General features: G+C 68.3%; 27 protein-coding genes. 20 read left to right on the forward strand and 7 right to left on the reverse strand.

All coding sequences use genetic code 11. The features are described from left to right. Positions 1-28: 28 nt before the first annotated feature. The 3 genes from nagA to zwf are packed head-to-tail and all read left to right on the forward strand — an operon-like array spanning position 29 to position 3702. Positions 29-1132: an N-acetylglucosamine-6-phosphate deacetylase gene (gene nagA / locus AC1Q6V_RS01525; protein ID WP_454749521.1), complete on the forward strand. Its 1104-nt coding sequence runs from the start codon at positions 29-31 to the stop codon at positions 1130-1132. After that, the gene (locus tag AC1Q6V_RS01530) at positions 1125-2156 is read left to right on the forward strand and encodes an SIS domain-containing protein (RefSeq protein ID WP_010814848.1); all 1032 of its coding nucleotides are present in this window, start codon (positions 1125-1127) and stop codon (positions 2154-2156) included. The genes nagA and AC1Q6V_RS01530 overlap by 8 nt, the downstream gene beginning before the upstream one ends. A 58-nt stretch (positions 2157-2214) precedes the next feature. Continuing rightward, positions 2215-3702 carry a glucose-6-phosphate dehydrogenase gene (gene zwf, locus AC1Q6V_RS01535; RefSeq protein ID WP_010814847.1) on the forward strand — a complete coding sequence of 496 codons (1488 nt, stop codon included), beginning with the start codon at positions 2215-2217 and terminating at the stop codon, positions 3700-3702. Between the two features lie 59 nt (positions 3703-3761). Here the strand turns inward: zwf and AC1Q6V_RS01540 are convergent, their stop codons facing one another. Both AC1Q6V_RS01540 and AC1Q6V_RS01545 read right to left on the reverse strand, forming a co-directional pair. After that, positions 3762-5306, reverse strand: a complete 1545-nt coding sequence (locus AC1Q6V_RS01540) for a YifB family Mg chelatase-like AAA ATPase (RefSeq protein WP_010814846.1) — start codon at positions 5304-5306, stop codon at positions 3762-3764. 80 nt (positions 5307-5386) lie between these two features. Continuing rightward, positions 5387-5665 carry an accessory factor UbiK family protein gene (locus AC1Q6V_RS01545; protein WP_010814845.1) on the reverse strand — a complete coding sequence of 93 codons (279 nt, stop codon included), beginning with the start codon at positions 5663-5665 and terminating at the stop codon, positions 5387-5389. Between the two features lie 386 nt (positions 5666-6051). Between AC1Q6V_RS01545 and AC1Q6V_RS01550 the strand changes: the two genes are divergently transcribed. From AC1Q6V_RS01550 to mnmH, 11 genes are all read left to right on the forward strand, one after another. Next, positions 6052-6849, forward strand: coding sequence for a TorF family putative porin (locus tag AC1Q6V_RS01550; RefSeq protein ID WP_010814844.1), 798 nt, complete (start codon positions 6052-6054; stop codon positions 6847-6849). A 52-nt stretch (positions 6850-6901) separates the two neighbouring features. Next, positions 6902-7240, forward strand: a complete 339-nt coding sequence (locus tag AC1Q6V_RS01555; RefSeq protein ID WP_010814843.1) for a P-II family nitrogen regulator — start codon at positions 6902-6904, stop codon at positions 7238-7240. A gap of 32 nt (positions 7241-7272) precedes the next feature. After that, a complete protein-coding gene (gene amt, locus AC1Q6V_RS01560; RefSeq protein WP_010814842.1) occupies positions 7273-8829 on the forward strand; it encodes an ammonium transporter in 1557 nt (518 codons plus the stop codon). A gap of 552 nt (positions 8830-9381) precedes the next feature. Next, the gene (gene gshA, locus AC1Q6V_RS01565) at positions 9382-10677 is read left to right on the forward strand and encodes a glutamate--cysteine ligase (RefSeq protein WP_011614459.1); all 1296 of its coding nucleotides are present in this window, start codon (positions 9382-9384) and stop codon (positions 10675-10677) included. 8 nt (positions 10678-10685) lie between these two features. Then, the gene (gene gshB, locus AC1Q6V_RS01570) at positions 10686-11639 is read left to right on the forward strand and encodes a glutathione synthase (RefSeq protein ID WP_010814840.1); all 954 of its coding nucleotides are present in this window, start codon (positions 10686-10688) and stop codon (positions 11637-11639) included. A 68-nt stretch (positions 11640-11707) separates the two neighbouring features. Then, on the forward strand, positions 11708-12163 hold the full coding sequence (locus AC1Q6V_RS01575; RefSeq protein ID WP_010814839.1) for a PTS sugar transporter subunit IIA: 456 nt from the start codon (positions 11708-11710) through the stop codon (positions 12161-12163). After that, on the forward strand, positions 12132-12401 hold the full coding sequence (locus AC1Q6V_RS01580; protein ID WP_010814838.1) for an HPr family phosphocarrier protein: 270 nt from the start codon (positions 12132-12134) through the stop codon (positions 12399-12401). Before AC1Q6V_RS01575 ends, AC1Q6V_RS01580 begins: the two co-directional genes overlap by 32 nt. A 49-nt stretch (positions 12402-12450) precedes the next feature. Beyond that, positions 12451-14211, forward strand: coding sequence for a phosphoenolpyruvate--protein phosphotransferase (ptsP, locus tag AC1Q6V_RS01585; RefSeq protein ID WP_010814837.1), 1761 nt, complete (start codon positions 12451-12453; stop codon positions 14209-14211). A 214-nt stretch (positions 14212-14425) separates the two neighbouring features. Continuing rightward, complete coding sequence (locus tag AC1Q6V_RS01590) at positions 14426-14731, forward strand: (2Fe-2S)-binding protein (RefSeq protein ID WP_010814836.1); 306 nt, start codon at positions 14426-14428, stop codon at positions 14729-14731. Between the two features lie 125 nt (positions 14732-14856). Beyond that, positions 14857-15336 carry a bacterioferritin gene (bfr, locus tag AC1Q6V_RS01595; protein WP_010814835.1) on the forward strand — a complete coding sequence of 160 codons (480 nt, stop codon included), beginning with the start codon at positions 14857-14859 and terminating at the stop codon, positions 15334-15336. A 191-nt stretch (positions 15337-15527) separates the two neighbouring features. Further along, positions 15528-16631: a tRNA 2-selenouridine(34) synthase MnmH gene (gene mnmH / locus AC1Q6V_RS01600; RefSeq protein ID WP_010814834.1), complete on the forward strand. Its 1104-nt coding sequence runs from the start codon at positions 15528-15530 to the stop codon at positions 16629-16631. A 9-nt stretch (positions 16632-16640) separates the two neighbouring features. On the opposite strand, the gene AC1Q6V_RS01605 is transcribed toward mnmH, so the two are convergent. The 3 genes from AC1Q6V_RS01605 to gpmA all read right to left on the reverse strand — a co-directional run bounded on the left by AC1Q6V_RS01605 (position 16641) and on the right by gpmA (position 20079). Continuing rightward, complete coding sequence (locus AC1Q6V_RS01605; RefSeq protein WP_010814833.1) at positions 16641-17405, reverse strand: HesA/MoeB/ThiF family protein; 765 nt, start codon at positions 17403-17405, stop codon at positions 16641-16643. A 140-nt stretch (positions 17406-17545) separates the two neighbouring features. Then, positions 17546-19153 (reverse strand): S41 family peptidase, encoded by a 1608-nt coding sequence (locus AC1Q6V_RS01610; protein ID WP_011614461.1) that lies wholly within the window; start codon positions 19151-19153, stop codon positions 17546-17548. 179 nt (positions 19154-19332) lie between these two features. Beyond that, positions 19333-20079, reverse strand: a complete 747-nt coding sequence (gene gpmA / locus AC1Q6V_RS01615; RefSeq protein ID WP_010814831.1) for a 2,3-diphosphoglycerate-dependent phosphoglycerate mutase — start codon at positions 20077-20079, stop codon at positions 19333-19335. Positions 20080-20266: 187 nt separating this feature from the next. Between gpmA and AC1Q6V_RS01620 the strand changes: the two genes are divergently transcribed. The 5 genes from AC1Q6V_RS01620 to AC1Q6V_RS01640 all read left to right on the forward strand — a co-directional run bounded on the left by AC1Q6V_RS01620 (position 20267) and on the right by AC1Q6V_RS01640 (position 23865). Continuing rightward, positions 20267-20680: a rhodanese-like domain-containing protein gene (locus tag AC1Q6V_RS01620; protein ID WP_010814830.1), complete on the forward strand. Its 414-nt coding sequence runs from the start codon at positions 20267-20269 to the stop codon at positions 20678-20680. An 85-nt stretch (positions 20681-20765) separates the two neighbouring features. Next, entirely contained in the window at positions 20766-21023 is a 258-nt protein-coding gene (gene grxC / locus AC1Q6V_RS01625; RefSeq protein WP_010814829.1) for a glutaredoxin 3, read from the forward strand. A gap of 199 nt (positions 21024-21222) precedes the next feature. Then, complete coding sequence (gene secB / locus AC1Q6V_RS01630) at positions 21223-21741, forward strand: protein-export chaperone SecB (protein ID WP_010814828.1); 519 nt, start codon at positions 21223-21225, stop codon at positions 21739-21741. Between the two features lie 93 nt (positions 21742-21834). Beyond that, positions 21835-22851: an NAD(P)H-dependent glycerol-3-phosphate dehydrogenase gene (locus tag AC1Q6V_RS01635; protein WP_010814827.1), complete on the forward strand. Its 1017-nt coding sequence runs from the start codon at positions 21835-21837 to the stop codon at positions 22849-22851. A gap of 36 nt (positions 22852-22887) precedes the next feature. Beyond that, positions 22888-23865 (forward strand): Bug family tripartite tricarboxylate transporter substrate binding protein, encoded by a 978-nt coding sequence (locus AC1Q6V_RS01640; RefSeq protein ID WP_010814826.1) that lies wholly within the window; start codon positions 22888-22890, stop codon positions 23863-23865. A 16-nt stretch (positions 23866-23881) separates the two neighbouring features. Here AC1Q6V_RS01640 and trmL read toward each other — a convergent pair whose 3' ends face one another. Both trmL and AC1Q6V_RS01650 read right to left on the reverse strand, forming a co-directional pair. Further along, positions 23882-24352, reverse strand: coding sequence for a tRNA (uridine(34)/cytosine(34)/5-carboxymethylaminomethyluridine(34)-2'-O)-methyltransferase TrmL (gene trmL, locus AC1Q6V_RS01645; protein WP_011614463.1), 471 nt, complete (start codon positions 24350-24352; stop codon positions 23882-23884). An 83-nt stretch (positions 24353-24435) separates the two neighbouring features. Beyond that, complete coding sequence (locus tag AC1Q6V_RS01650; protein ID WP_439671224.1) at positions 24436-25293, reverse strand: ComF family protein; 858 nt, start codon at positions 25291-25293, stop codon at positions 24436-24438. Here AC1Q6V_RS01650 and AC1Q6V_RS01655 point away from each other — a divergent pair. Beyond that, positions 25282-26235: a methyltransferase domain-containing protein gene (locus tag AC1Q6V_RS01655; protein ID WP_176844247.1), complete on the forward strand. Its 954-nt coding sequence runs from the start codon at positions 25282-25284 to the stop codon at positions 26233-26235. The two genes, AC1Q6V_RS01650 and AC1Q6V_RS01655, sit on opposite strands and share 12 nt — an antisense overlap. The last annotated feature ends 207 nt before the right edge of the window (positions 26236-26442 follow it).

Consider the following 26442-nt stretch of genomic DNA (forward strand, 5'->3'; position numbering starts at 1 on the left):
TGATCTGAATGTATTGGAGAGTATTGCCATGAAAGGAAACATCCTGACGCCGGCCGGCTGGATCTTCGGAGAGATCCATGCCGGCCCGGACGGACGCATCGCGCGCATCGAGGGCGTGCCCGCCTCGCCTGAGCACAACGATGCCCCGTACGTGCTGCCGGGGTTTGTCGACCTGCTCAACCACGGCGGCGGCGGCAAGGACTTCATGGATGGCGAGGCCGCGGTGCCGGTGATCCTGCGCGCGCATGTGCGCTTTGGCACCACCAGCCTGCTGGGCAGCACCATGACCTCGCCGCACGACGTGCTGCTGCCCGCACTGCAGGCGCTGAACCGCGCCTGCGCGCAGCGCCCGCCCGGCGCGGCGCGCATGCTGGGCGTGCACCTGGAAGGGCCGTATATCAACCCCGGCAAGCTGGGCGCGCAGCCCGATACCTCGGCCACTGCCACGCCGGAAGAACTGGAGCAGTACCTCGGCGCCGCGCCGCTGAAGGTGGTGACGCTGGCGCCCGAACTGCCGGGGCATCTGGACATCATCCGCCTGCTGGTCGCGCGCGGCGTGCGCGTGCAGCTGGGCCACACGCTGGGCACCTATGAGGACGCGGTGGCCGCGCTGGATGCCGGCGCCAGCGGCTTCACCCACCTGTTCAACGCGATGACCCCGCTGCAGCACCGCGCGCCCGGCATGGTGGCGGCAGCGCTGGCCCATGCCGAGTTTGCCGAGCTGATCCCCGACCTGCTGCACGTTCATCCGGGCGCGATCCGCGCCGCGCTGCGCGCGATTCCGCGGCTGTATGCGGTGACGGACGCCACCGCCGCCGCGGGCATGCCGGACGGCGTGTACCACCTGGGCAGCCAGACCGTCTACAAGGTCCACGGCAGCGTGCGCCTGGCCGATGGCACGCTGGCCGGCAGCGTGCTGACCATGGACCAGGCGCTGCGCAACTTCGTGTCGATCGGGCTGGACCTCGCCGATGCGTCGCGGCGCGTTTCGCTGTATCCGGCCCAGTACCTGGGCATGTCCGACCGCGGCATGCTGGCACAGGGCTGCTGGGCCGACGTGGTCGTGCTGGACCGCGCGCTCTTGGTGCGCACCGTTTATGTCGAAGGAGAATGCTGTGTCGAGAATGCTTGAAGAGGCGCTGAGCGCGCCGGCCGTGGTGGCCGCGCAGTTGGCGCAGGCGCCGCGCGTGGCCGCGCTGGCTGCGCAACTCGCCGCGCAGGCCTGGCCCGCGGCGCTGACCGTGGCGCGCGGCAGCTCGGACCATGCCGCCAGCTACTTCGCCACGCTGGTCACGCGCCGGCTGGGCGTGCCGGTGGCCTCGCTGCCGATGTCGACGGTGACGCTGCACGACAGCGCGCTGCGCGTGGCCGGGCAGCTGGCGGTGGCGTTCTCGCAGTCGGGCCGCAGCCCCGACCTGGTCGAGACCATGCAAGCGCTGCGCGACCGCGGCGCCGCCACCGTGGCGCTGGTCAACGCGCCCGATTCGCCGCTGGCGCAGGCGTGCGCGCATGAACTGCCCCTGCTTGCCGGCCCCGAGCAGAGCGTGGCCGCGACCAAGAGCTATATCGCCATGCTGTCGATGTCGGCGCTGCTGGTGGGGCATCTCGAGGCCGCACGCAGCGGCGAGCACGAACTGGTCGATGCCTGCGCAGGCTTGCCGGCCGCGCTGGCGCAAGCGGCCGCGCAGGACTGGTCGGCGCTGGTGCCAGCGCTGCGCGACGTCGAGCGCATGATCGTGCTGGGCCGCGGCGCGGGCCTGGCGATCGCGCAGGAAGCGGCGCTCAAGCTCAAGGAGACCTCCGGCATCCAGGCCGAGGCTTTCTCCGGCGCCGAAGTGCGGCATGGCCCGATGGAAATCATCGGCGACGGCTACCCGCTGCTGGTGTTCGCGCCGCGCGGACCGGAACAGGCGGGACTGCTGGCGCTGGCCGCCGAGATGCGCAAGCGCGGTGCGCGCGTGCTGCTGGCGGCGCCTCCTGGCACGGTTGATGCGGAGCTGCCCCTGGAGTTGCCGCTGGTGCCGGCCGGCCATCCGCTGCTCGATCCGGTCTGCGCCATCCAGGGCTTCTATGTCGCGGCGCAGGCGCTGGCGCTGGCACGCGGCCGCAATCCCGACCAGCCGCAGTACCTGCGCAAGGTGACCGAGACGCGCTGAGCCGGCCCATACCGCCCCAATACCGCCCCATGCCGCCCCGGCAAGCAAGGAGTCCGTCATGCAAACCACCCGAACCGCCTCTTCTTCCGGCACTGCCGACGCGCGGCCACTGGACCTCGTCATCTTCGGCGGCGCCGGCGACCTGTCGGCACGCAAGCTGCTGCCATCGCTCTACATGTGCCACCGCGACGGCAACCTGCCCGACGGCACCCGCATCATCGGCGTGGGCCGGCACCGCTGGGACCGCGAGGCCTTTGTCAATTTTGCCGATGAAAGCGCACAACCCTTTGTCGAAGCGCGCTATCTCGAGCCGGCCAAATGGCAGACCTTCCTGCAGCGGCTGGATTTCGTGCACGTTGACGCGTCGCAGTCCGGGGACTATCCGGCGCTGGCCGCGCAACTGCGCCAGGAGGCGCTGCGCATCTATTACATGGCGATGCCGCCGGGCTTGTTCGCGGCCACCTGCGACAACCTTGCCAGCCATGGCCTGATCGCCAACGACACCCGGCTGGTGCTGGAAAAACCGCTGGGCGTGGACCTGGCCTCGGCCATCGGCATCGGCGAGGTGGTCAGCCGCTACTTCAGCGAGGACCGCACCTACCGGATCGACCACTACCTGGGCAAGGAAACGGTGCAGAACCTGATGGCGCTGCGCTTCGGCAATTCGATCTTCGAGCCGCTGTGGCGCACGCCGTTCGTGCGCAGCGTGCAGATCACCGTGGCCGAGACCGTGGGCGTGGGCACGCGCGGCGGCTTCTACGACGAGGCCGGCGCCATGCGCGACATGGTGCAGAACCACCTGCTGCAGCTGGTCAGCATCCTGGCGATGGAGCCGCCGGCAGCGCTCACCTCCGATGCGGTGCGCGATGAAAAGCTCAAGGTGCTGCGCTCGCTGCGGCCGATGTCGCCCGAGGACGTACGCCGCAATACCGTGCGCGGCCAGTACACCGCGGGCGCCATCGCCGGCGAGCTGGTGCGCGGCTACCTGCAGGAAGAAGGCATTCCGCCAGACAGCCGCACCGAGACCTTCGTCGCGATGCGCGCCGAGCTCGGCACGTGGCGCTGGAACAAGGTGCCGTTCTATCTGCGCACCGGCAAGCGCATGCAGGAGCGCGTGACCGAGGTGGTGATCAACTTCGCCGAGGTGCCGCATTCGATCTTCGATGCCGGCAGCACGCTGCAGCCCAACCGCATGGTGATCCGGCTGCAGCCGGAAGAGTCGGTGCGGCTGACGCTGATGGTCAAGCAGCCAGGCGAGGGCATGAAGCTGAAGCCGCTGAGCCTGGCGCTGAACCTGGACTCGGCCTTCACCACCCGGCGCGCCGAAGCCTACGAGCGCCTGCTGCTCGACGTGATACGCGGACGGCTGGCGCTGTTCGTGCGGCGCGACGAACTGCAGGCCGCCTGGACCTGGGTCGACCCGATCCTGGAAGCGTGGCGCCAGCAGGACGAAGGCCCGCGCCCCTATACCGCCGGCACCTGGGGCCCGGCGGCTTCGTCGGCGTTCATGGCGCGCGAAGGCGTGCAGTGGTCTGAGGAGGCGTGATGCGGCTGACCGAACGCGGGCTGCGACGCTGGCTTCGCTTGTAGCTTAGGCCGAGGCATTCAACCGCCCGCCATCCGCAACGCCCGCCGGTACTGGATCGCCTCGCCCACATGCGTGGCGGTCAGCACCTCGGCACCTTCCAGGTCCGCGATGGTGCGGGCCACCTTCAGCACGCGGTAGTACGACCGCGCCGACCACGCCAGCCGCGTCATCGCGCCGCGCAGCAGTGCCTGCGCCTGTGCTTCCATCGTGCAGTGCTGTTCGATCTCGCGTCCGCCCAGTTCATTGTTGGGCTTGCCCTGCCGGGCCAGCTGGCGCTCGCGCGCGGCCAGCACGCGGGTGCGCACCACGGCGCTGGGTTCGCCAGGCGGGCCGTCGAGCATCTCGCCCTGGTCCTGCGCTGGGACTTCCACCTGCAGGTCGATGCGGTCGAGCATCGGGCCGGAGATGCGGGACTGGTAGCGCCGCACCTGGTCGGGCGTGCAGCGGCAGGGGCGGTCGGGATGGCCGAGGTAGCCGCACGGGCAGGGGTTCATCGCCGCGACGAACTGGAAGCAGGCGGGGAAGTCGGCGTGGCCGGCGGCGCGGGCGATGGTGATGCGGCCGGATTCCAGCGGCTCGCGCAGGACTTCCAGCACCCTGCGGTCGAATTCGGGCAGCTCGTCCAGGAACAGCACGCCGTGGTGCGCCAGCGAGATCTCGCCCGGGCGCGGGTTGCCGCCGCCGCCGACCATGGCCGGCCCCGATGCCGTATGGTGCGGCGACCGGAACGGGCGCTGGCCCCATAGCGCGGTGCGGAAGCCGCCCGGCGTCAGGCTCATGACCGCGGCGGACTCCAGTGCTTCCTGCAGCGTCATCGGCGGCAGCAGCCCGGGCAGGCGCTGCGCCAGCATCGACTTGCCGGTGCCCGGCGGGCCCACCAGCAGGGCGGAATGCTGGCCGGCGGCGGCCACTTCCATGGCCCGGCGCGCCTGGGCCTGGCCGCGCACGTCGCGCATGTCGGGGCCGCGGTCCGTGGCGGCGGGCAGCAACGCCGGCATGGAGCGGGGCAGCCGCGCGTCGGGCAGGGGGCAGAGATGGTCGCACGCCTGGCGCAGCGTCGCGGCGGCATGCACCGCCAGGTCCTCGATCAGCGCGGCTTCGGCGCCATTGCCTGCGGCCACCAGGAAGGCGCGCGGCGCCTCGCCGGCGGCGGCGCGGGCGGCGTTGTCGCGTGCCAGGCCCATGGCCATGGCCAGCGCGCCGCGCACGGGGCGCAGTTCGCCGGACAGGGACAGCTCGGCGGCGAACTCATGAGCATCCAGTGCCTCGGACGGGATCTGGCCGCTGGCGGCCAGGATGCCCAGCGCGATGGCCAGGTCGAAGCGGCCGGATTCCTTGGGCAGGTCGGCCGGGGCCAGGTTGACGGTGATGCGGCGGTTGGGGAACTCGTAACCGCTGTTGAGGATGGCGGCGCGCACGCGCTCGCGGCTTTCGCGCACGCCGGTGTCGGCCAGGCCGACGATGGTGAATGCCGGCAGGCCGTTGGCGAGGTGGGTCTCGACCCGCACCGGCGGCGCGGCGATGCCGGTCAGTGCCCGGCTGCGTAGGACGGCAAGGCTCATGTCATCGAACTGTTAACGAAAAAGGCCGCCAGGAGTGGCGGCCTTCAGGCGGCGGGTTGGATCGGGCAGGACCGGCGTGCTCACGCGCCCCCGGTCGAGTCCACCGAGCCGGCGCCGGGCGTGATGCCGGCGCGGCGCTCAAGCTCCGCCACGCGGCCCTCCAGTTCCTCCAGGCGGGCGCGGGTGCGGGCCAGCACCTGCGACTGGACGTCGAATTCCTCGCGCGTGACCAGGTCCAGCTTGGCAAAGCCCTGGGTCATCATGCTGCGCACGTTCTTTTCGATGTCCCTTGCCGGCGAGTTGCGCAGCGCCTCGCTGACCTTGTTCTGCAGGTCGTTGAAGAGATCGGTCGGTTTCATGGTTTCTCCTTTGCGCACCTAACTGGTGCCAATCCGGGTGGGCATCTGGCGTTTAGCGCGCTTTCGCACAGGAATTGGGCGCCCCGATTGCGGGCGCGCGGCCTGGGTGTCGCGCACGCGGCCACCGTCAGGACTCAATTATCGCCCGTGAGGCACGTGGGCGAAAGCTCCGGCGCATCCGCGTTCACACCTTTTAACCTGATCTGGCTTCGCTGCAGGGCAGATTCAAGTCTGGCTTTGGTCACGGCACGCCATCACGGCCAACATGGGCCGCCGATTTCCGAAGAGCTGGCATGGCAGTTGCAGTAGTTGGTGCGCCAGCGTCATTGAATCACCGAAATCCAAGAAACGAAATCCGAGCCTCAGGAAAAAAGGAGAAGAAACCCATGAAGAAGTTGGCCCTTGCAGTCAGCGCGCTTGTCCTGACTAGTGCCGCCGCCACCGCCCACGCGCAAAGCACGGACGCGGCGGCCCCGGCACCGGCCGCCGCCGCTGCCGAGCCGGCATCGCCGCATACGTTCACGGCCAACGTGTCGCTGGTCTCGGACTACCGCTATCGCGGCATCAGCCAGACCAACCTGCGCCCGGCCATCCAGGGTGGCTTTGACTACGCCCACGAAAGCGGCTTCTATCTGGGCAACTGGAACTCCAGCATCAGCTGGCTCGAGGATGCCAACCCGGCGGTCTCGGCCCCGGTCGAGATGGATTTCTACGGCGGCTTCAAGAACACCTTCAAGGTTGCCGGCACCGAGTTCAGCTATGACCTGGGCGTGCTTGAGTACTACTACCCGGGCGGCTACAACAACCCGCGCCCGTACACCACCGAGCTGTACGCCGGCATCGGCTGGGGCCCGGTGTTCCTGAAGTACTCGCACTCGGTCACCAACCTGTTTGGCTGGGCCGACAGCAAGAACAGCGGCTACATCGACCTGAGCGCCAACGTGCCGCTGAACTTCTGGGACCTGACCCTGAATGCGCACGTCGGCTACCAGGACGTCAAGCACAACAGCGACGCCTCGTACACCGACTGGAAGATCGGCCTGACCAAGGACCTGGGCAAGGGCTTCGCGCTGGCGGTTGCCTATGTCGACACCAACGCCAAGGAAGTGGCCTACACCAGCGCCAACCGCGGCCGCTACCTGGGCAAGGCCACGGCCTGGGCCTCGATCACCAAGACTTTCTAATCATTGCCGCAGGCCGGGCAGGCAGCGCCGGCCTGCCCCGAGGAGAAATCGGATGAAACTCATCATCGCAGTCATCAAGCCGTTCAAGCTCGACGAAGTGCGCGAAGCGCTGTCGGACGTGGGCGTGTCCGGCATTACCGTGACCGAAGTGAAAGGCTTCGGCCGCCAGAAGGGCCACACCGAGCTGTACCGCGGCGCCGAATACATCGTCGACTTCCTGCCCAAGGTGAAGATCGAGGTGGCGGTGCCCGACGACGTGGTCGAGCGCGCCATCGAGGCGGTCGAGAAATCGGCCCGCACCGGCAAGATCGGCGACGGCAAGATCTTCGTGGCACCGATCGAGCAGGTCATCCGCATCCGCACCGGCGAGACCGGCGGCGATGCCCTGTGACCCGAGACAGCACATCACAAGAGGTTAAGCACATGAAAACCTGGTTCAAGCGATTCCTGACGGCCGGCGCGATGGCGCTGGCCATCGGCACGGCGGGCGTGGGCATCTCCACGCCGGCCGCCGCACAGGACAAGCCGGCCGCCGAGGCATCTGCCCCGGCCGCCTCCGCCGCCCCCGCTGCAGCCGCTGCCGAAGCTTCGGCGCCGGCTGCTCCCGCTGCCGCCGCGGCCGCACCGGCCGCCGCCCCCGCGGAAGCGGCCGCCGCGCCGGCCGCACCGGTGCCCAACAAGGGCGACACCGCCTGGCTGCTGGTCTCGACCGCCTTCGTGATCCTGATGACGCTGCCCGGCCTGGCGCTGTTCTACGGCGGCCTGGTGCGCTCCAAGAACATGCTGTCGGTGCTGATGCAGTGCCTGGTGATCTTCTCGCTGGTGGCGCTGCTGTGGGCGATCTATGGCTACAGCTTTGCCTTCACCGAGGGCAACGCCTTCTTCGGCGGCACCGACCGGCTCTTCATGAAGGGGCTGACGGTCGAGGCCGTGGCCGCCACCTTCAGCAAGGGCGTGGTGGTGCCGGAACTGGGCTACTTCGCCTTCCAGTGCGCCTTCGCCTGCATCACCTGCGGCCTGATCATCGGCGCCTTCGCCGAACGCGCCAAGTTCTCGGCCGTGCTGGTGTTCGTGGTGCTGTGGTTCACCTTCTCCTACATCCCGATGGCCCACATGGTCTGGTTCTGGCCGGGTCCGGACGCCTACACCGACGCTGCTGCCGGCGCCGCCGCGACCGCCAAGTCGGGCTGGCTGTTCCAGAAGGGCGCGCTCGACTTCGCCGGCGGCACCGTGGTGCACATCAACGCGGCCGTGGCCGGCCTGGTGGGCGCCTACATGTTCGGCAAGCGCATCGGCTTCGGCCGTGAGGCGATCCGTCCGCACAGCCTGACCTTCACCATGGTGGGTGCCTCGCTGCTGTGGTTCGGCTGGTTCGGCTTCAACGCCGGCTCGGCGCTGGAAGCCAACGGCTCGGCCGCGCTGGCCTTCGTCAACACGCTGCTGGCCACCTGCGCAGCAGTGCTGGCGTGGACCTTCGGCGAGTGGATCGGCAAGGGCAAGCCGTCGATGCTGGGCGGCGCCTCGGGCGCGGTGGCTGGCCTGGTGGCGATCACCCCGGCGGCCGGCTTTGTCGGCCCGATGGGCTCGATCGTGATGGGCCTGATCGCCGGCCTGCTGTGCCTGTGGGGAGTGACCGGCCTGAAGCGCATGCTGGGCATGGACGACTCGCTGGATGTGTTCGGCGTGCACGGCGTGGGCGGCATCGTGGGTGCGCTGCTGACCGGCGTGTTTGCCGCGCCCAGCCTCGGCGGCACGGGCATCTACGACTACGTGGCCAACAAGGTGGCGGACGACTACTCGATCGCCGGCCAGCTGTGGATCCAGTTCGAAGGCGTGCTGACCACCGTGGTGTGGTCCGGCGTGGTCGCCTTCGTGGCCTACAAGCTGGTGGACATGCTGATCGGCCTGCGGGTGCCGGAAGACGAAGAACGCGAGGGCCTGGATATCACCTCGCACGGCGAGACCGCGTATGAAGTCTGAGCGCAAAAGTGTTGTGCTGGAGAGCTGATTGGGAATCTTCTCTCAGGAGTTTTCGCCCGGCCGCGTGCCGGGCTTTTTTCTTTCCGGCATTGCCTGAGATTGCATACATTTGGCGGTCAGCCATGGCCGAACAACGCGTGCCGCGAATGCTTCGGGGGGACTTCCGAGCTTTCTCGCAAAACCCGCCAGCCGAGCGCCGGCAAGGGCTGGCTGGCGATCCCCCCGCGCGCTGCGCGGGCTTTTCGCAAAGTGCTTAACTCCGATCTTAAAAAGCTTCAATTGTCTTTAATGTGCGGGGCACATACATTGCCAGTGAGGCAGTTTCCTCCACCTGCAGAACGCTCCCCGTATCTGTCAGGCCATTTAAGAGCGCGGCATTGCCGCGCTTTTTTTTTGCCGGTGCGGCCGGCTCTTTATTTCGCGCCGCCCATCCCCATATCGTTATCCCTCAGGCCCGGCCATGCATATCCTTATAAGGGGTGTGCCAGCGCCTGGTTGGCCGTTCCTCTACAATCGGGGCGAACGATTAAGACGACGATTTATAGGATGGATATGGTCCCGCATCTCATCACCGCGCTGAACGGTCCGCTGCTCGAACTGGAAAAGAAAATCCTGGACGCCACGCCGTCCATCGAGCGCTGGTTCAGGCTGGAATGGCAGGAGCATACCCCTCCGTTCTATTGCTCGGTGGACCTGCGCAACGCCGGCTTCAAGCTGGCGCCGGTCGACACCAACCTGTTCCCGGGCGGATTCAACAACCTGGCCCCGGAAATGCTGCCGCTGGCGGTGCAGGCGGCGATGGCGGCGATCGAGAAGATCTGCCCGGACGCCAAGAACCTGCTGCTGATCCCCGAGCGGCATACCCGCAACATGTTCTATCTGCAGAACGTGGCGCGGCTGTCGCTGATCATGCGCCAGGCGGGCCTGAACGTGCGCCTGGGCTCGCTCTCCGAGGAAATCACCGAACCGACCCCGATCGAGCTGCCGGACGGCCAGACCCTGGTGGTCGAGCCGCTCGCGCGCCTGGGCACCAGGGGCCGCCGGCTGGGGCTGAAGGACTTCGACCCCTGTTCGATCCTGCTGAACAACGACCTGTCGGCCGGCATCCCGCCGATCCTGGAAAACATCAACGAGCAGTACCTGCTGCCGCCGCTGCATGCCGGCTGGTCCACGCGCCGCAAGAGCAGCCACTTTGCCGCCTATGACGAGGTGGCCAAGAAGTTCGCCAAGCTGATCGACATCGACCAGTGGATGGTCAACCCGTACTTCGCCCGCTGCTCCGGCGTGGACTTCCACGAGCGCGTGGGCGAGGAAGAACTGGCCGACGCGGTCGAGGGCGTGCTCAAGAAAATCGCCAAGAAGTACCGCGAGTACGGCATCAAGGAAACCCCGTACGTGGTGGTCAAGGCCGATGCCGGCACCTACGGCATGGGCATCATGACCGTGCGCGATCCGTCCGAGGTCAAGGGCCTGAACCGGAAGGAGCGCAACAAGATGAGCGTCGTCAAGGAAGGCCTTGAGGTCAGCGACGTCATCATCCAGGAAGGCGTGCACACCTTCGAGAAGGTCAATGAAGCGGTGGCTGAGCCGGTGGTGTACATGATCGACCGCTACGTGGTCGGCGGCTTCTACCGCGTGCACACGGGCCGCGGCAACGACGAGAACCTGAACGCGCCGGGCATGCATTTCGTGCCGCTGGCGTTTGCGCCCAACGGTATCCCCGACTCCCACGCCAAGCCCGGCGCGGCGGTGCCTAACCGGTTCTACATGTACGGCGTGGTGGCGCGATTGGCGCTGCTGGCGGCGTCCCTGGAACTCGAGAAAACCGACCCGAACCCGATCCTGTGACGAGCCCCATGCGCATCCTCTTCATCACTGACCCGCTGGAGACCTTCAAGACCTACAAGGACTCCACCTACGCCATGATGACCGAGGCCGCCGCGCGCGGCCACGAGCTGTACTGGTGCTTGCAGCCGCAACTGACCCTGTCCGGCCGTGTGGTCGAGACCATGGCCACGCGACTGCACCTGACCGGCGACGACCACGCCTGGTACCGCGAAGGCAACAGCGCGCTGGAGCCGCTGTCGGCATTCGACGCGGTGCTGATGCGCAAGGACCCGCCCTTCGACATGGAGTACGTCACCAGCACCTGGCTGCTGGAGCTGGCCGAGGCGCAGGGCGCGCGCGTGTTCAACAAGCCGCGCGCGATCCGCGACCATTCCGAGAAGCTGGCGATTGCCCAGTACCCGGAATTCATCACGCCGACGCTGGTTACGCGCGACCTGGCACGCATCCGCGACTTCCACGCCGAGCACCGCGACATCATCGTCAAGCCGCTCGACGGCATGGGCGGCATGGGCGTGTTCCGCGTCGGCGCGGACGGCATGAACCTGGCCGCGATCGTCGAGACTTTGGGCCACGACGGCGCCCGCACGCTGATGGTGCAGCGCTATATCCCGGCGATCAAGGACGGCGACAAGCGCATCCTGCTGATCGGCGGCGTGCCGGTGCCATATTCGCTGGCGCGCGTGCCGATGGCCGGCGAGGTGCGCGGCAACCTGGCTGCCGGCGGCACCGGCCGCGCGCAGGAACTGAGCCCGCGCGACCGCGAGATCGCCGAGGCTCTGGCGCCGGGGCTGTGGGAGCAGGGCCTGCTGCTGGTGGGCCTGGACGTCATCGGCGACTACCTGACCGAGGTCAATGTGACGAGTCCGACCTGTTTCCAGGAGATCACCCAGCAAACCGGCTTCCATGTCGCGGCGATGTTCATCGACGCGCTGGAGCACGCCGTGGACGCGGCCGGGCGCTGAGCCTGGCCGGCAGCGGGAGCGCGGGGGGCCGCCTGCTACAATCGGGGCAATCCAACGGATTCACCATCATGGCAGGCATTCTGATCATCGCGCACACCCCGCTGGCTTCGGCGCTGCGCGATTGCGCCGCCCACGTCTACTGCGGCCAGCCGCAGCGGCTGGAATCCATCGACGTCCTTCCCGATGCCGACCCCGCCGTCGTGCTGGCCGAGGCCAGGCGCCGGCTGGCGGCCATCTGCGAGGACAACGGCGCGCTGGTCCTCACCGATATCTTCGGCGCCACCCCCGCCAATATCGCCGCACGCCTGGCCGAGCCGGGCCGCGTGCGGGTGCTGGCCGGCGTCAACCTTCCCATGCTCGTGCGCGCGATCTGCTACCGCGGCGAAAAGCTCGACCAGCTTGCCACCAAGGCCCTGGCCGGCGGCTCGCAGGGTGTGCTGCAGGTCGGCACCACGACTGTCCAGAACCAAACCGCAAACCATCCCGACAAATATGCTGCAGAGGGACACCACCATCATCAATAAACTCGGCCTGCATGCGCGCGCGTCCGCCAAGCTGACCCAGCTCGCCGGCAACTTTGTCAGCCAGGTCAAGATGTCCCGCAATGGTCGCCAGGTCGACGCCAAGAGCATCATGGGCGTCATGATGCTGGCCGCCGGGATCGGCTCGACGGTGACCCTCGAGACCGACGGCCCCGACGAGCAGGAGGCGATGGACGCGCTGCTGGCGCTGATCGCCAACCGCTTTGGTGAGGGAGAGTGAGGCCGGCGGCCTCGACCCGAATTCTTAAACGTTCCTGACGGAGCGGTACATGCCTTTCGCCCTGCACGGCATCCCGGTCTCGCGCGGCGTCGCCATCGGGCGCGCGCACCTGCTTGCGCCCGCGGCGCTGGACGTGTCGCACTACCTGGTCGATGAAGACCAGCTCGACGCCGAGGTCGAACGGCTGCGCGCAGCGCGCGCCGCGGTGCGGGCGGAGCTGGCCGCGCTCAAGCGCGACCTGCCGCGCGATGCGCCCGAGGAGCTGGGCGCATTCCTGGACGTGCACGCGATGATCCTCGACGACGAGGCGCTGGCGCGCGAGCCCGAGGCCCTGATCCGGGGCCGCCGCTACAACGCAGAGTGGGCACTTACCACGCGCCTCGAAGAGCTGATGCGCCAGTTCGACGAGATCGAGGATGAATACCTGCGCGAGCGCAAGACCGATATCCGGCAGGTGGTCGAGCGCATCCTGAAGGCGCTCGCCGGGGCTCCGGTGCTGGTGCCCGCGCCGGTGCCGGCGCTGGCCGCCGACGGCGAGGCCGCGACCGGGGTGATCGTGGTGGCCCACGATATCGCCCCGGCCGACATGCTGCAGTTCCGCCATACCATCTTCCACGGCTTCGTCACCGACATGGGCGGACGCACCTCGCATACCGCCATCGTCGCGCGCAGCTTGGACATCCCGGCCGCGGTCGGCGTGCAGAGCGCGAGCGAGCTGATCCGCCAGGACGACTGGATCATCATCGACGGCGATGCCGGGCTGGTGATCGTCGACCCGACCGCCATCATCCTGGAAGAGTACCGCCACCGGCAGAGCGAGCGCGCGCTGGAAAAGAAGCGCCTGCAGCGGCTGCGGCATACCCCGGCGGTGACGCTGGACGGGCTGGAAATCGACCTGCTGGCCAATATCGAGATGGCCGAGGACGCCGGCGCGGCGCTGGCGGCCGGCGCGGTCGGCGTGGGCCTGTTCCGTTCCGAATTCCTGTTCATGAACCGGCGCGACGAGTTGCCGGGCGAGGACGAGCAGTTCCAGGCCTACCGCGGCGCGGTCGATGCCATGCACGGGCTGCCGGTGACTATCCGCACCATCGACATCGGCGCCGACAAGCCGCTCGATGCCCGCGGCGATGAATTCGAGACCGCGCTGAACCCGGCGCTGGGCCTGCGCGCGATCCGCTGGTCGCTGTCCGAGCCGGGCATGTTCCTGACCCAGCTGCGCGCGCTGCTGCGGGCTTCGGCCTTCGGCCCGGTGCGGCTGCTGGTGCCGATGCTGGCGCATGCCAGCGAGATCGACCAGACCCTGGCGCTGATCGCCAAGGCCAAGCGCCAGCTCGACGAGCGAGGCGAGGCCTATGACCCGGGCATGAAGGTCGGCGCCATGATCGAGATCCCGGCGGCGGTGCTGCTGCTGCCGCTGTTCCTGCGCAAGATGGACTTCCTGTCCATCGGCACCAACGACCTGATCCAGTACACGCTGGCCATCGATCGCGCCGACAACGCGGTGGCGCACCTGTTCGACCCGCTGCACCCGGCGGTGCTGCAGCTGGTGGCGCGCACCATCCGCGAGGCCAACCGCGCCGGCGTGCCGGTGGCCGTGTGCGGCGAAATGGCGGGCGACCCGTCCATGACCCGGCTGCTGCTGGGCATGGGGCTGCGCGAGTTCTCGATGCACCCGGCGCAGCTGCTGCGGGTCAAGCAGGAGATCCTGCATGCCCACTGCGAACGGCTCGAGCCGCTGGTCGACCAGGTCCTGCAGGCCTTCGATCCCGAGGAGCAGGCGGCCGCCCTGCGGCAGCTGGCACGACCCTGAAGCCATCAGGGTTTTCTGATGCGGAAAGGCGGCTGGTGCAGCACTTCTGCAAGCCGGAAAGTGCCGCCTCAGCCGCCTTCCTTTTGCATCCTGTGCCGCCTACCCGACCTCTCCCAATGTGGCTTAATGGGAATTGTTATCATTATTGATCTCTGATATTCTGACGTTCATTCGCAGTGGCATGCCGGTGCCACGCGCCCCAACGGAGGGACTTGTGTACGTCTGCATCTGCAACCAGATCACCGATCGTGAGATTCACGGTGCTGCGCACCTGGGCATCGAAACCCTCGACGAACTGGCCGAAACGCTTGGCGTCGGCACCTGCTGCGGCCGCTGCCGCGAGTGCGCGCACCAGGTGTTGCAGGAAGGCGTGGCGGCGGTGCGCAATGTCACCGTTGCGACCCTCGCCAACATCCAGGTTGTGGAGATTTCTTCCTGTTCCGCGTCGGGCCCATGTACCATAATGGACACTCGGGATCCGGCAGTCGCGAACGACCAGCGCAAGGCGCTGGTGGCCTGAACGCGCCCATGAACTGAAGACCAGTTCACGGCGCGCTTTTGCGCTTTTTCCTTTTTCACTGACTGCACGGCGCCATTGGCGCCGTTTCGTGTTTTTGCGCGGGCCCGGTGCAACAGGAGCCGCCAATGAAAGGTGACAAGAAGGTCATCCAGCATCTGAACGCCCAGCTCAAGAACGAGCTGACCGCGATCAACCAGTATTTCCTGCACGCCCGCATGTATCGCCACTGGGGCCTGAAGAAGCTCGGCGACGTGGAGTACAAGGAATCGATCGGCGAAATGAAGCACGCCGACCGCCTGATCGAGCGCATCCTGATGCTGGACGGCCTGCCCAACCTGCAGGATCTGCACAAGCTGCTGCTCGGCGAAGACACGCCCGAGATGCTCAAGTGCGACCTGAAGCTGGAGCAGACCGCGCACGCCACCGTCAAGGAAGGCATCGCCTACTGCGAATCCGTAGGCGATTACGTCAGCCGCGAAATCCTGGTCGATATCCTCACCGATACCGAGGAACATATCGAATACCTGGAAACGCAGCTGGACCTGATCGACAAGGTCGGGCTGCAGAACTACCTGCAGTCGCAGATGGAGCCGGGCGAGCAATAAGCCGGTTTCCGGCGTGGCCGCTCTCGATGAGCGGCCGCCCCAGCGCGCGGCGCCGTTCGGCTCCGCCTTGTTGCTCGCCTGCAGGCAGTAACCCTTCTCATTCCGATTCCTGTTCTTTATCCAGGCGTCCCTGGCGGGCAAAGGCTCCTGTCCCGCCACGGCGCCGCGCAAATCTCACCCTACGATTAATGATGCGCCCTGACACCGCGGACTTCCGCACCCTGTTCCTCAGCGGCGTGGCCATGCTTGACGTGCGCGCGCCGCTGGAATTCGCGCGCGGGGCCTTCCCCGGCGCGGTCAACCTGCCGCTGATGGATGATGCCGAGCGCCACGAGGTGGGCCTGTGCTATGCGCAGAAGGGCCAGCAGGCGGCAATCGAACTTGGCCACCAGCTGGTGTCCGGGCTGCGCAAGGCCGCGCGGATCGCAGCCTGGGCGGAGTTTGCGCGCGCGCATCCGGACGGCTACCTGTATTGCTTCCGCGGCGGGCTGCGCTCGCAGCTGGTGCAGCAATGGCTGCATGCGGCCGGTGTCGATTACCCCCGCGTGACCGGCGGCTACAAGGCCATGCGCGGCTTCCTGATCGAGACCACCGATGCCGCGGCGGCCGAGCAGCAATGGTTTGTGCTGGGCGGCCTGACCGGCAGCGGCAAGACCGATGTGCTGGCCGACGTGCCCGCCGCGATCGACCTCGAAGGCCATGCGCGGCACCGCGGCTCGGCCTTCGGCCGGCGCGCGCTGGCGCAGCCGCCGCAGATCGATTTCGAGAACGCGCTGGCCATCGACGTGCTGCGGCATATTGACGCAGGCTGGCGCGCGCTGCTGGTGGAGGACGAGGGCCGCTTTATCGGCAGCCGCGACGTGCCGCAGGTGCTGACGCAGCGCATGCAGGCCAGCCCGCTGGTGTGGCTGGAAGCGTCGTTCGACGAACGCGTGGAGCGCGTGCTGCGCGACTATGTGCAGGGGCTGGCGGCGGAGTTCATTGCCGAGAAGGGCAGCACGGAAGGCTTCGAAGCCTACGCCACGCGCCTGCGCGAGGCCATGGCCGGGATCTCGCCGCGGCTGGGCGGTGCCCGCTACGGCAAGCTGTCGGCGTTGCTGGACCAGGCGCTGGCGCAGCAGGCGGAGCGGGGCGAAGTGGATCTGCACCGCGGCTGGATCGAAGTGCTGCTGCGCGAGTACTACGATCCGATGTACGCCTTCCAGCGCGAACAGCGCGAGGCGCGCATCGTCTTTCGCGGTGACCGCGCCGCAGTCACCGACTGGCTGCGGGCGCACACGGCGCAGCGGGGCTAGTCTGCCGATTCAGTGCCCGGCGCAGACCGGGCAATCCGGCGTGCGTGCCAGCCGCATCGTGGTCCATTCCATCGACAGTGCATTGACCATCAGCAGCCGGCCCGCCAGGCTCTCGCCGACACCCGCGAGCAGCTTGAGCGCCTCGGCCGCCTGCACGGTGCCGACCATGCCGACCAGCGGCGCGAACACGCCCATGGTGGCGCAGGCCACTTCCGGCGCGGGTTCGGCCGGCGGGAACAGGCAGGCGTAGCAGGGCGCGTCGGGCTGGCGCCGGTCGAACACGCTGATCTGGCCATCGAAGCGCAGCGCCGCGCCTGACACCAGCGGCACCTTGTGGCGCACGCAGGCGCGGTTGACTGCCTGGCGCGTAGCGAAGTTGTCGCAGCAATCGAGCACCACGTCGGCGCTGGCGACGAGCTGGGCAAGCTCTGCATCGCCCACGCGCGCGGGCACCGTCACGATCTCCAGCCCCGGGTTGATGCGCAGCATGCCTTCGCGCGCCGAATCCACCTTGGGCCGGCCCACGTTGGCGGTGGTGTGGATGATCTGGCGCTGCAGGTTGGTCAGGTCGACTTCATCGTCGTCGACCACCGTGATGCGGCCCACCCCGGCCGAGGCCAGGAAGGGCAGCGCGGCCGCGCCCAGGCCGCCGGCACCGATCACCAGCGCATGGCCGGCAAGCAGGCGCCGCTGGCCCTCGATGCCGAGCTCGTCCAGCAGGATGTGGCGCGAGTAGCGCAGCAGTTGTTCGTCGTTGAGGCCGTCGTCGCTCATGAGGTAATCCCTCGAGTGCTGAAGGGGAGGGCGGCTTTGGGTGCTCCAAAGCCGCCCGAGCTAGCCCAAGCAAGGTGTACTCCCTCTCCCCTCATGGGGAGAGGGGAGCAAACCGGCAGCCTGAATAAAGCCTCAGGCTCTCAGGGTGCCTTGCCCGTCGGCGTGCCCAGCGGCTCGCCGATCGGAGCGCTGGCCGGCGGCTGCTTGCCGGGGGCCGGCACCGCCGGCTTGGCTGCCGGTGCGCTGGCGCCCTTGGCGCCGCTCTTGCCCGAGGGCTTGGCCGCCTTGCCGTTGTCGGCCGGCGGATTGGTTTCCAGCTTCGACTTGGAGCGCTTGACCGGCTGGCCGTTGAGCTGGGCGATGGCCTGCTGCAGCATGAAGTCGTCGGCCGTACCGAATTCAACCGGCTTCTTGCGGCGGTCCTTCTCGCGCTCTTCCGGCGTCTTCTTCGCGTTCTCTTCTTCCAGGCGGCGCAGTTCGTCCACGCGGCGCTGCTCGCGCTCGGTCATTTCCGGCTGTTCCGATTCCTGCTTGTTGTGCAGGTGGCGCTCGGTGTCGATTTCGCGCGTGATCAGCGCGTCGTCCGGATCGCCTTCGGGGTTCTGGTCGACCGGGATGTCCGGACGGATGCCCTTGGCCTGGATCGACTTGCCGCTCGGCGTGTAGTAGTACGCGATGGTCAGCTTGATGCCGGTGTCGTTGGTCAGCGGGCGCACGGTCTGCACCGAGCCCTTGCCGAAGGTGGTCTTGCCCATGATCTGCGCGCGGTGATGATCCTGCAGCGCGCCCGCCACGATCTCGGAGGCCGAGGCCGAGTAGGCGTTGGTCAGCACCACCATCGGGATCTTCTTGTAGAGCGCGGGCAGGTCCTTGAGCGGATCGTCTTCGAGCGACGACAGGCGGTAGTTGTTGTACGTCGCCTTGTACACGCGCTTGGCATCGGGCACCTGGCCGTTGGTGGACACCACCGTGGCGTCTTCCGGCAGGAAGGCCGCGGCCACGCCGACCGCGCCCTGCAGCACGCCGCCGCCGTTGTTGCGCAGGTCCAGCACCAGGCCCTTCATGTTGGGGTTCTTCTGCGCCAGTTCGGCCAGCTTGCGGGACAGGTCGGCGATGGTGCGTTCCTGGAAGCTGGTCAGGCGGATCCAGCCGATATTGTTGTCCAGCATCTTGGCCTTGACCGACTGCACGCGGATCTCGGCGCGCGTGATCGAGACCGGGAAGGTGCGTTCCTCGCTCTTGCGGTAGATGGTCAGCGTGACCTTGGTGCCGGGCTCGCCGCGCATGCGCTTGACCGCCTGCTCCAGCGGCAGGCCGCGCACGGGCTTGTCGTCGATGCGGGTGATCAGGTCGCCCGGCTGGATGCCGGCGCGGAAGGCAGGGGTGTCCTCGATCGGGTTGATCACCTTGACCAGGCCTTCTTCCTGCGAGATCTCGATGCCCAGGCCGGCGAAGCGTCCGCGCGTGCCTTCTTGCAGTTCCTTGAAGTCTTTCTCGTCGAGATAGGACGAATGCGGGTCGAGGCTGGCGACCATGCCCTTGATGGCTTCGGTCAGCAGCTTCTTGTCATCGACCGGCTCCACGTACTCGCGCTTGATCTGCCCGAAGATATCGGCCATCAGCCGCAGCTGGTCAAGCGGCAAGGGCCCCGATGAATTCTGGGCGGTCGCCGAAATCTGCAGCGTGGCGAGCACGCCGGCGACGAGGCCGACAGAAACCAGGCTGATGTTCTTGAGGGTCTTGCGCATGAGGGCTGCCTGAACGTGTACTCGAAGTACTGGTGTACGGTATGGGGATTATGCCGGCTGCGGCCGCCCGGCGCCGGGCGGTTTGTCGGACAGTATAAGTGCGAGTGGTGGAAAGGGCCTGTCCCGTCCCGGCTCAGGGTGGGCGGCCGCACATCCGCGCGCGGCCGCCCGGGCGGGCTTCAGCGTGCCTTGCCCTGGCTGGCCACGGCCGCCAGCGAGGCGGCGATGGCGTCCTGGTCACCCAGGTAGTAGTGGCGCAGGGGGCGCAGGTCGGCGTCCAGCTCATAGACGAGCGGGGTGCCGTTGGGGATATTGAGTCCGACGATATCGTCATCCGAGATCTGGTCCAGGTATTTCACCAGCGCGCGGATGCTGTTGCCATGGGCGGCAATGACCACGCGCTTGCCCGATTGGATGTCGGGGGCAATGGATTCGTTCCACAGCGGCATCACGCGGGCCACGGTGTCCTTCAGGCATTCGGTCAGCGGGATCTCATTGCGCGGCACATTGGCGTAGCGCGGATCGTCGTACGAGGCACGCGGATCGGTGGGCTCCAGCGCGGGCGGCGGCGTGTCATAGCTGCGGCGCCACACCAGCACCTGCTCGTCGCCGAACTTGGCGGCCGTTTCTGCCTTGTTCAGGCCGGCCAGCGCGCCGTAGTGGCGCTCGTTCAGGCGCCATTCGTTGCGCACCGGGATCCACATCAGGTCCATTTCATCCTGCACATGCCACAGCGTGCGGATGGCACGCTTGAGCACCGAGGTATAGGCCACGTCAAAGCCCAGGCCGGCATCCTTGAGCAGCTTGCCGGCCTGGCGCGCCTGGTCGGCGCCGGTTTCGGTCAGGTCGACGTCGACCCAGCCGGTAAAGCGGTTTTCAAGGTTCCACGTGGATTCGCCGTGGCGGATGAGGACGAGCTTGTACATGCTGCTGCTTCCAGAGAGTAGGTAACCTGCATGCGTCCGCGCCGTCACCTGGAAGGGCTGATGGGTTCCTCGTGGACATCCCATGTCTCAGACAGGCGACAATGGCGGATGGCCATGCGACGGCAGGGCCTGGACGCCAAACCGCGTATTTTATAATGCCGCCGACCCAACCTACCGGAATGCCAACGTGAATTTCTTCGCCGACTACAACAACCTCGCTCTGATCGCCCTTGCCGTGGTCTCGGGCGGCCTGCTGGCCTGGCCCGCGATCTCGCGCAGCACCCGCGGCAAGACCGTCAATACGGCCACCGCGACCCAGCTGATCAACAAGCGCGGCGCGGTCGTGGTCGACATCCGCGAGCCCGCCGAGTATGCCAAGGGTCACCTGCCGCAAGCCAAGAGCGCTCCGCTGGCCGACCTGCCCTCGCGCGCGGCCGGCCTTGCAAAGGACAAGGCTGCCCCCATCATCGTCGTGTGCCAGACCGGCCAGCGCTCGGGCAAGGCCCAGGCAGCGTTGAAGGAAGCCGGTTACAGTGAGATCTACGCGCTCGAGGGCGGCATCGCCGCCTGGCAGCAGGCAGGCCTGCCGCTGGTGAAGTAATCCCGGGCAGCACCGCCGTATCCGTCACAAGGCGCGCCCCCGGCCAGGCCGGGCCGCGCGCGCATTGCATTCAAGGAGAACCCGCATGGCCCGTGTCGTCATGTACAGCACCGTGGTGTGCCCGTATTGCCTGATGGCTGAACGCCTGCTCAAGTCCAGGGGCGTGGAAACGATCGAGAAGGTCCTGATCGACCGCGAACCCGGCAAGCGTGAAGAGATGATGGCCCGTACCGGTCGCCGCACCGTGCCGCAGATCTACATCGACGAGACCCACGTGGGTGGCTTCGACGACCTCTCGGCGCTGGACCGCCAGGGCGGCCTGGTGCCGCTGCTGGCCGCCTGAGCCGGTTGCGCCGGCGCTGGCGCGGAATCGTCTGATTCCGCGCCGCGCTGGTTCCGGCTTACCCCCGGCGCGGGTGAATTCGCCACCCGCGTCATGTACCATATGCGTTTTTCAAGCGGGCACCGGCCAGCCTTGCACGATGCAAGGATTGCGGCCGCCGCGCCCGATGCACACCAGCCCATCCTCCCGGAAGCCTTTCATGAGCGACCAGCAAAACACCCAGCAGGACGATCAACCCTTCTTCAACATCCAGCGCGTCTACCTGAAAGACATGTCGCTGGAGCAGCCCAATTCGCCCGGCATCTTCCTGGAATCGGAAGCCCCGTCGGTGGAAGTGCAGGTCAACGTCGGCGCTTCGCAGCTGCAGGAAGGGATCTTCGAGGTGGTGGTGACGGGCACCGTGACGACCAAGGTGCAGGACAAGGTTGCCTTCCTGGTGGAAGCGCACCAGGCCGGCATCTTCGATATCCGCAACGTGCCGGTGGAGCAGCTGGACCCGCTGCTGGGCATCGCCTGCCCGACCATCCTGTACCCGTACCTGCGCGGCAATATCGCTGACGTGATCACCCGCGCCGGCTTCCAGGCCATCCACCTGTCGGAAATCAACTTCCAGGCGCTGTATGAGCAACGCCTGCAGGCCGCCATGGAAGAAGCCCAGGGTGCCGAAGGCGGCAACAGCGGCATCGTGATGCCCGACGGCAGCCAGGCCCGCCACTGATTCCGGCGTCCTGAGCCATCATCGAAACGGGGCTGCGGCCCCGTTTTGCCTTTGGGCTACCATCGACTGCGTCCATCCTCGGATCAAGCTGCCATGAAACTGACCTTCCTCGGTGCCGGTGCCTGGGGCACCGCCCTCGCCAGCCATGCCGCGGCCGCCAATGACGTGGTGCTGTGGGGGCGCGACCCCGCGCAACTCGCGGCCATCGCGGCCACGCGTGAGAACGCCGCCTACCTGCCCGGCGTGACGCTGTCCGAGAGGCTGGCGGTGCAGGCAGACTTCGAGCAGGCCGTGGCGCATGCCGCCGACGATGCCGACGGCATCGTGGTGGTGGCCACGCCGGTGGCGGGCCTGCGCGAGATGACGCGCCGGCTGGCCGCGCGCGGCGCCAGGCCGGTGTCGATGCTGTGGCTGTGCAAGGGCTTCGAGTCCGGCACCCACCTGCTGCCGCACCAGATGGTGCGGGCCGAACTCGACGCCGCCGGGCGTACCGAGGGCTTTGCCTACGGCGTGCTGACCGGCCCCAGCTTCGCGCGCGAGGTGGCGCTGGGGCTGCCGTGCGCGCTGACCGTGGCAGGCAACGAGCCGTCGCTGGCCGAACGCGCGCAGGCGGCCTTCCACCATCATGCGATGCGCATCTACGGCAGCGACGACCTGATCGGCGTGGAAGTCGGCGGTGCGGTCAAGAACGTGCTGGCCATTGCCACCGGCGCCAGCGACGGGCTGGGCCTGGGCCTGAACGCGCGCGCCGCGCTGGTGACGCGCGGGCTGGCCGAGATGACGCGCCTGGGGCTGGCGCTGGGCGGCCGGGTCGAGACCTTCATGGGCCTGGCCGGCGTGGGCGACCTGATCCTGACCGCCACCGGCGACCTGTCGCGCAACCGCAAGGTCGGCCAGCAGCTGGCGGCGGGGCAGAGCCTGGAGCAGATCCTGGCCGGTCTGGGCCACGTCGCCGAGGGCGTGCGCTGCGCCCAGGCTGTGGCAGAGCTAGCCTCGGCTAACGGTGTCGAGATGCCGATCGCCCGCGCGGTCTGCGCGGTGCTGTTCGACGGGCTGAGCGCCGCCGATGCGGTGGCGCAGCTCCTGCAGCGCGACGCGCGCGACGAATGATGACTCGCGTATCCAAGTTCTGATCCTCCGCACCGCATGCCCACACGACGACAAGCGCTGATCGCGCTGGCTGCCGCCTGCGCCGCCGGGACTTCCGGCGGCGTCTTCGCCCAACCCTGGCCCGCGCGGCCGATCCGCATGGTGGTGCCGTTCCCGCCGGGCTCATCGCCCGACCTGATCGCGCGCATCGTGACCGAAAAGCTGGCCGCCGCGCTGGGCCAGCCGGTGGTGGTGGAAAACCGTCCCGGCGCCGGCGGCAATATCGGCACCGGCATGGTGGCGCGCGCCGCTCCGGATGGCTACACCCTGCTGTTCACCATCAACGGCCCGCTGGTGACCGCGCCGACGCTGTCGCGCAACCTGAACTACGACCCGTTCCGCCAGCTGGCGCCGGTCACGCTGGTGGCGACCTCGCCCAACGTGCTGGTGGTGGATGCACGCCTGCCGGTGCACAACCTGCGCGAGTTCGTCGCGCTGGCACGGGCCAAGCCGGGTGAGTTGAACTATGGCTCGCCCGGCAACGGCAGTGCCTCGCACCTGGCGATGGAGCAACTCAAGGCGATGGCGGGCATCGACCTGCAGCACGTGCCATACCCCGGCTTCCCGCAGATCACCACGGCGATGGTGGGCGGGCAGGTGCAGGCGGGTTTCATGGTGCCGGCGATCGCGATGCCGCAGGTCAACGCGGGCAAGCTGCGCGTGCTGGCCGTGACCACGACGGGGCGCACGGCGGTGTTGCCGTCGGTGCCGACAGTGGCGGAATCCGGCTACCCGGGCTTCGAGGCGATTTCCTGGCAGGCGGTGCTGGCGCCGGCGGGCACGCCGCAGGCTGTGATCGACCGGCTCTACCGCGAGCTGGTGGCGATCATCGGCAGCGCCGACGTGCGCGACAAGATGCGCGCGCAGTATTTCGTGCCGGCCGGCACCGCGCCGGCCTCGCTGCGCCAGACCATGGTGAGCGAGAAGGCGCGCTGGGACAAGGTGATCCGCGCCGCCGGCGTGCAGCCGGAGTAGGCGCTGGCCGGGCGGCTCAGCTGCCGCCTTCGAACCCGTTCTGGCGCCACGCCTCGAACACCACCACGGCGACCGTGTTCGACAGGTTCAGGCTGCGGTTGTCGGGCCGCATCGGCAGCCGGATGCGCTGCGCGGGCGGGAACCAGTCGCGCCGCTCCGGCGATAGCCCGCGTGTTTCGGAACCGAACACGAACCAGTCCCCGGGGCGGAACGCCACCTCGCCGAACGGTGTCGAGCCGCGCGTGGTCAGCGCGAACATGCGCGCCGGGTCGGGCTGCTCGCTGGCCATCAGCGCGTCCCAGCTTTCATGCACGCGCATGGTGGCGTACTCGTGGTAATCCAGTCCCGCGCGGCGCATGCGCGCGTCTTCCAGCGGAAAACCCAGGGGTTTGACCAGATGCAGCTGCGCACCGGTGTTGGCGCACAGGCGGATCACATTGCCGGTATTGGGCGGGATTTCCGGTTCGACCAGGACGACGTTGAACATGATGCGGGGGATGGCGGGCGCACTGCGCCCTTCGTCAGAACGGTGCGCAGCTTACCGCGCGCACCGGCCACTGTCATCCAAAGCTACGGCGTGCGCAGCGCGACGATCACGCTGACGCGGGCCGCGCCATGCGCCTTGAGCACGCCGGCGGCCTCGTGCAGGGTGGCGCCGGAGGTCATCACATCGTCTACCAGCGCCACGTGCATGCCGTCCAGCCGCGCGGCGCGCGCCAGCCTGAAGGCGCCGCGCAGGTTCACCTGACGGGCGGCCAGGTCCAGCGCACGCTGGCTGCCGGTGTCGCGCTGGCGCTGCAGCAGCACCGGGTCGGCGCGCAGGCCCAGGTGGCGCGCCAGCGGCCGCGCGATTTCCCAGGCCTGGTTGAAGCCGCGCGCGGCCAGCCGCTGCGGCGACAGCGGGATCGGCGCCAGCAGGTCGGGCGCGGGCTGTCGGGCCCAGGCCCCCTGCAGTCCCGCGGCCAGCCTGGCCGCGAGCCAGCCCGCCAGCGGCAGGGCGTGGCCGAACTTGAGCGCCAGCACCAGCTGGTCCTGCGGCGAAGCGTAGTCGCCCAGCGTGTGGGCTTGGTCGTAGGCCGGGGGCGATGCCGCGCAGGCCGGGCAGTGGAAGTGGCGCCCCTGCGCCAGCGCGCAGGCGGGGCAGCGCCGCACCGGGCGCAGCAAGTCGGCGGCACAGGGCGCGCAGACCACCTGCCGCTGCACCGCGCCGCACAGCGCGCAGGCGCTTGGCAGCAGCAGTTCGCCGGCGCCGGCCAGCGCCTTGCCGGCGGCGCCGGCAGCCAGCGCGGCGCGCGCGTATACTTGCCGTCCGGCCGCGGCCCATCGGGCGCGGCGGCCGCATTCATCCGGCGCTCGGGCCTGATCCTGTATCTGTCCCCGCGCCGGTTCCTGGTTTTCTTGCTGCCCTGTCTGCCCGTGTCCCTGCATGCCGCTGATTCCCCCGATGCCTTCCTGCCGCCCGCGCGCCTGACCCGGCTCGCCTTCGACCGGCGCAGCCGGGGCTTCGGCCAGCTGGACTTCCTGCTGGGCGAGATCGGCCGCCGCATGCAGGAGCGCATGGAAGTGATCCGCCTGGCGCCGCAGCGCGCGCTGGATATCGGCTGCGGCCACGGCCAGGGCCTGGCCGGGCTGCGCGCGCGCTTCCCGGATGCGCAGATTGCCGGACTGGACATCTCCGGCGCGATGCTGGCCGAGGCCGGCCAGCGCGACCCGCAGCGCCGGCCCGGCTGGATCGGCCGCATGCTGGGCAAGCGGCCGCTCTTTGACCTGGTCCAGGGCGATCTTGCCACACTGCCTTTTGCGCCCGCGAGCTTCGACCTGCTGTGGTCCAACCTGGCGCTGCACTGGCATCCGGAGCCGCACCGCGTGTTCCCGGAGTGGCACCGCGTGGCGCGCGACGAAGGGCTGGTGCTGTTCTCGCTGTTCGGCCCGGACACCCTGAAGGAGCTGCGCGCGGCGTTTGCCGAAGTCGACCAGGCACCCCATACGTTGCGCTTTGTCGACATGCACGATATCGGCGACATGCTGGTGCACAGCGGCTGGTCCACCCCGGTGATGGACATGGAGACGCTGACCGTGACCTACGAGTCCCCCGCCACGCTGCTGCGCGAGGTGCAGGCCTTCGGCGGCCTGCGCGGGCCGGTCGGGTCGCTGCCGCAGGGCCTGCGCGGCCGCGCCTGGTACCAGGCGCTGGCGCAGGCGCTGGAGCGGCGGCGCAACGCCGACGGCGTGATCCCGCTGACCTTCGAGATCGTCTACGGCCACGCCTGGAAGCTGGCCCCGCGTGGCGGCCAGGCGCTCGACGACCAGGGCCGCGCGGTGGTGCCGCTGGACCAGATCGGCCGTGCAAGGCCGCGTCGGACAAGTTAAAACAGAGTTAACTTGCGCCGGTGCTGGATTGCCGCAAACATAGCGCCGGCGCGGCGGGCAGGGCGATGGCGGGGCCCTTCCCTATGCACAGAATCAAGCAGCGCGCAAGCCGTCCGGTCAAGGCGCGCCCTTGTCCGTGTATGGGAAGCGCCCTATAATGCGCCAGTTTGTCGCAGTGGTCCCCTGGCACAAGAACGTCCTGGTTTT

The organism is Cupriavidus sp. GW823-FHT07B10, from assembly GCF_058794355.1.

What these genes read in the sequence shown, in the direction of transcription:
- AC1Q6V_RS01605 (WP_010814833.1), bottom strand. Translation starts at nt 17,405, where the DNA reads ATGAGCGACGACGGCCTCAACGACGAACAACTGCTGCGCTACTCGCGC.
- bfr (WP_010814835.1), top strand. Translation starts at nt 14,857, where the DNA reads ATGAAAGGTGACAAGAAGGTCATCCAGCATCTGAACGCCCAGCTCAAG.
- ptsP (WP_010814837.1), top strand. Translation starts at nt 12,451, where the DNA reads ATGCCTTTCGCCCTGCACGGCATCCCGGTCTCGCGCGGCGTCGCCATC.
- AC1Q6V_RS01650 (WP_439671224.1), bottom strand. Translation starts at nt 25,293, where the DNA reads ATGCAGGGACACGGGCAGACAGGGCAGCAAGAAAACCAGGAACCGGCG.
- zwf (WP_010814847.1), top strand. Translation starts at nt 2,215, where the DNA reads ATGCAAACCACCCGAACCGCCTCTTCTTCCGGCACTGCCGACGCGCGG.
- AC1Q6V_RS01640 (WP_010814826.1), top strand. Translation starts at nt 22,888, where the DNA reads ATGCCCACACGACGACAAGCGCTGATCGCGCTGGCTGCCGCCTGCGCC.
- AC1Q6V_RS01540 (WP_010814846.1), bottom strand. Translation starts at nt 5,306, where the DNA reads ATGAGCCTTGCCGTCCTACGCAGCCGGGCACTGACCGGCATCGCCGCG.
- gpmA (WP_010814831.1), bottom strand. Translation starts at nt 20,079, where the DNA reads ATGTACAAGCTCGTCCTCATCCGCCACGGCGAATCCACGTGGAACCTT.
- grxC (WP_010814829.1), top strand. Translation starts at nt 20,766, where the DNA reads ATGGCCCGTGTCGTCATGTACAGCACCGTGGTGTGCCCGTATTGCCTG.
- amt (WP_010814842.1), top strand. Translation starts at nt 7,273, where the DNA reads ATGAAAACCTGGTTCAAGCGATTCCTGACGGCCGGCGCGATGGCGCTG.
- AC1Q6V_RS01575 (WP_010814839.1), top strand. Translation starts at nt 11,708, where the DNA reads ATGGCAGGCATTCTGATCATCGCGCACACCCCGCTGGCTTCGGCGCTG.
- nagA (WP_454749521.1), top strand. Translation starts at nt 29, where the DNA reads ATGAAAGGAAACATCCTGACGCCGGCCGGCTGGATCTTCGGAGAGATC.
- AC1Q6V_RS01530 (WP_010814848.1), top strand. Translation starts at nt 1,125, where the DNA reads ATGCTTGAAGAGGCGCTGAGCGCGCCGGCCGTGGTGGCCGCGCAGTTG.
- trmL (WP_011614463.1), bottom strand. Translation starts at nt 24,352, where the DNA reads ATGTTCAACGTCGTCCTGGTCGAACCGGAAATCCCGCCCAATACCGGC.
- gshB (WP_010814840.1), top strand. Translation starts at nt 10,686, where the DNA reads ATGCGCATCCTCTTCATCACTGACCCGCTGGAGACCTTCAAGACCTAC.
- gshA (WP_011614459.1), top strand. Translation starts at nt 9,382, where the DNA reads ATGGTCCCGCATCTCATCACCGCGCTGAACGGTCCGCTGCTCGAACTG.
- AC1Q6V_RS01555 (WP_010814843.1), top strand. Translation starts at nt 6,902, where the DNA reads ATGAAACTCATCATCGCAGTCATCAAGCCGTTCAAGCTCGACGAAGTG.
- AC1Q6V_RS01550 (WP_010814844.1), top strand. Translation starts at nt 6,052, where the DNA reads ATGAAGAAGTTGGCCCTTGCAGTCAGCGCGCTTGTCCTGACTAGTGCC.
- AC1Q6V_RS01610 (WP_011614461.1), bottom strand. Translation starts at nt 19,153, where the DNA reads ATGCGCAAGACCCTCAAGAACATCAGCCTGGTTTCTGTCGGCCTCGTC.
- secB (WP_010814828.1), top strand. Translation starts at nt 21,223, where the DNA reads ATGAGCGACCAGCAAAACACCCAGCAGGACGATCAACCCTTCTTCAAC.
- AC1Q6V_RS01635 (WP_010814827.1), top strand. Translation starts at nt 21,835, where the DNA reads ATGAAACTGACCTTCCTCGGTGCCGGTGCCTGGGGCACCGCCCTCGCC.
- AC1Q6V_RS01580 (WP_010814838.1), top strand. Translation starts at nt 12,132, where the DNA reads ATGCTGCAGAGGGACACCACCATCATCAATAAACTCGGCCTGCATGCG.
- AC1Q6V_RS01545 (WP_010814845.1), bottom strand. Translation starts at nt 5,665, where the DNA reads ATGAAACCGACCGATCTCTTCAACGACCTGCAGAACAAGGTCAGCGAG.
- mnmH (WP_010814834.1), top strand. Translation starts at nt 15,528, where the DNA reads ATGCGCCCTGACACCGCGGACTTCCGCACCCTGTTCCTCAGCGGCGTG.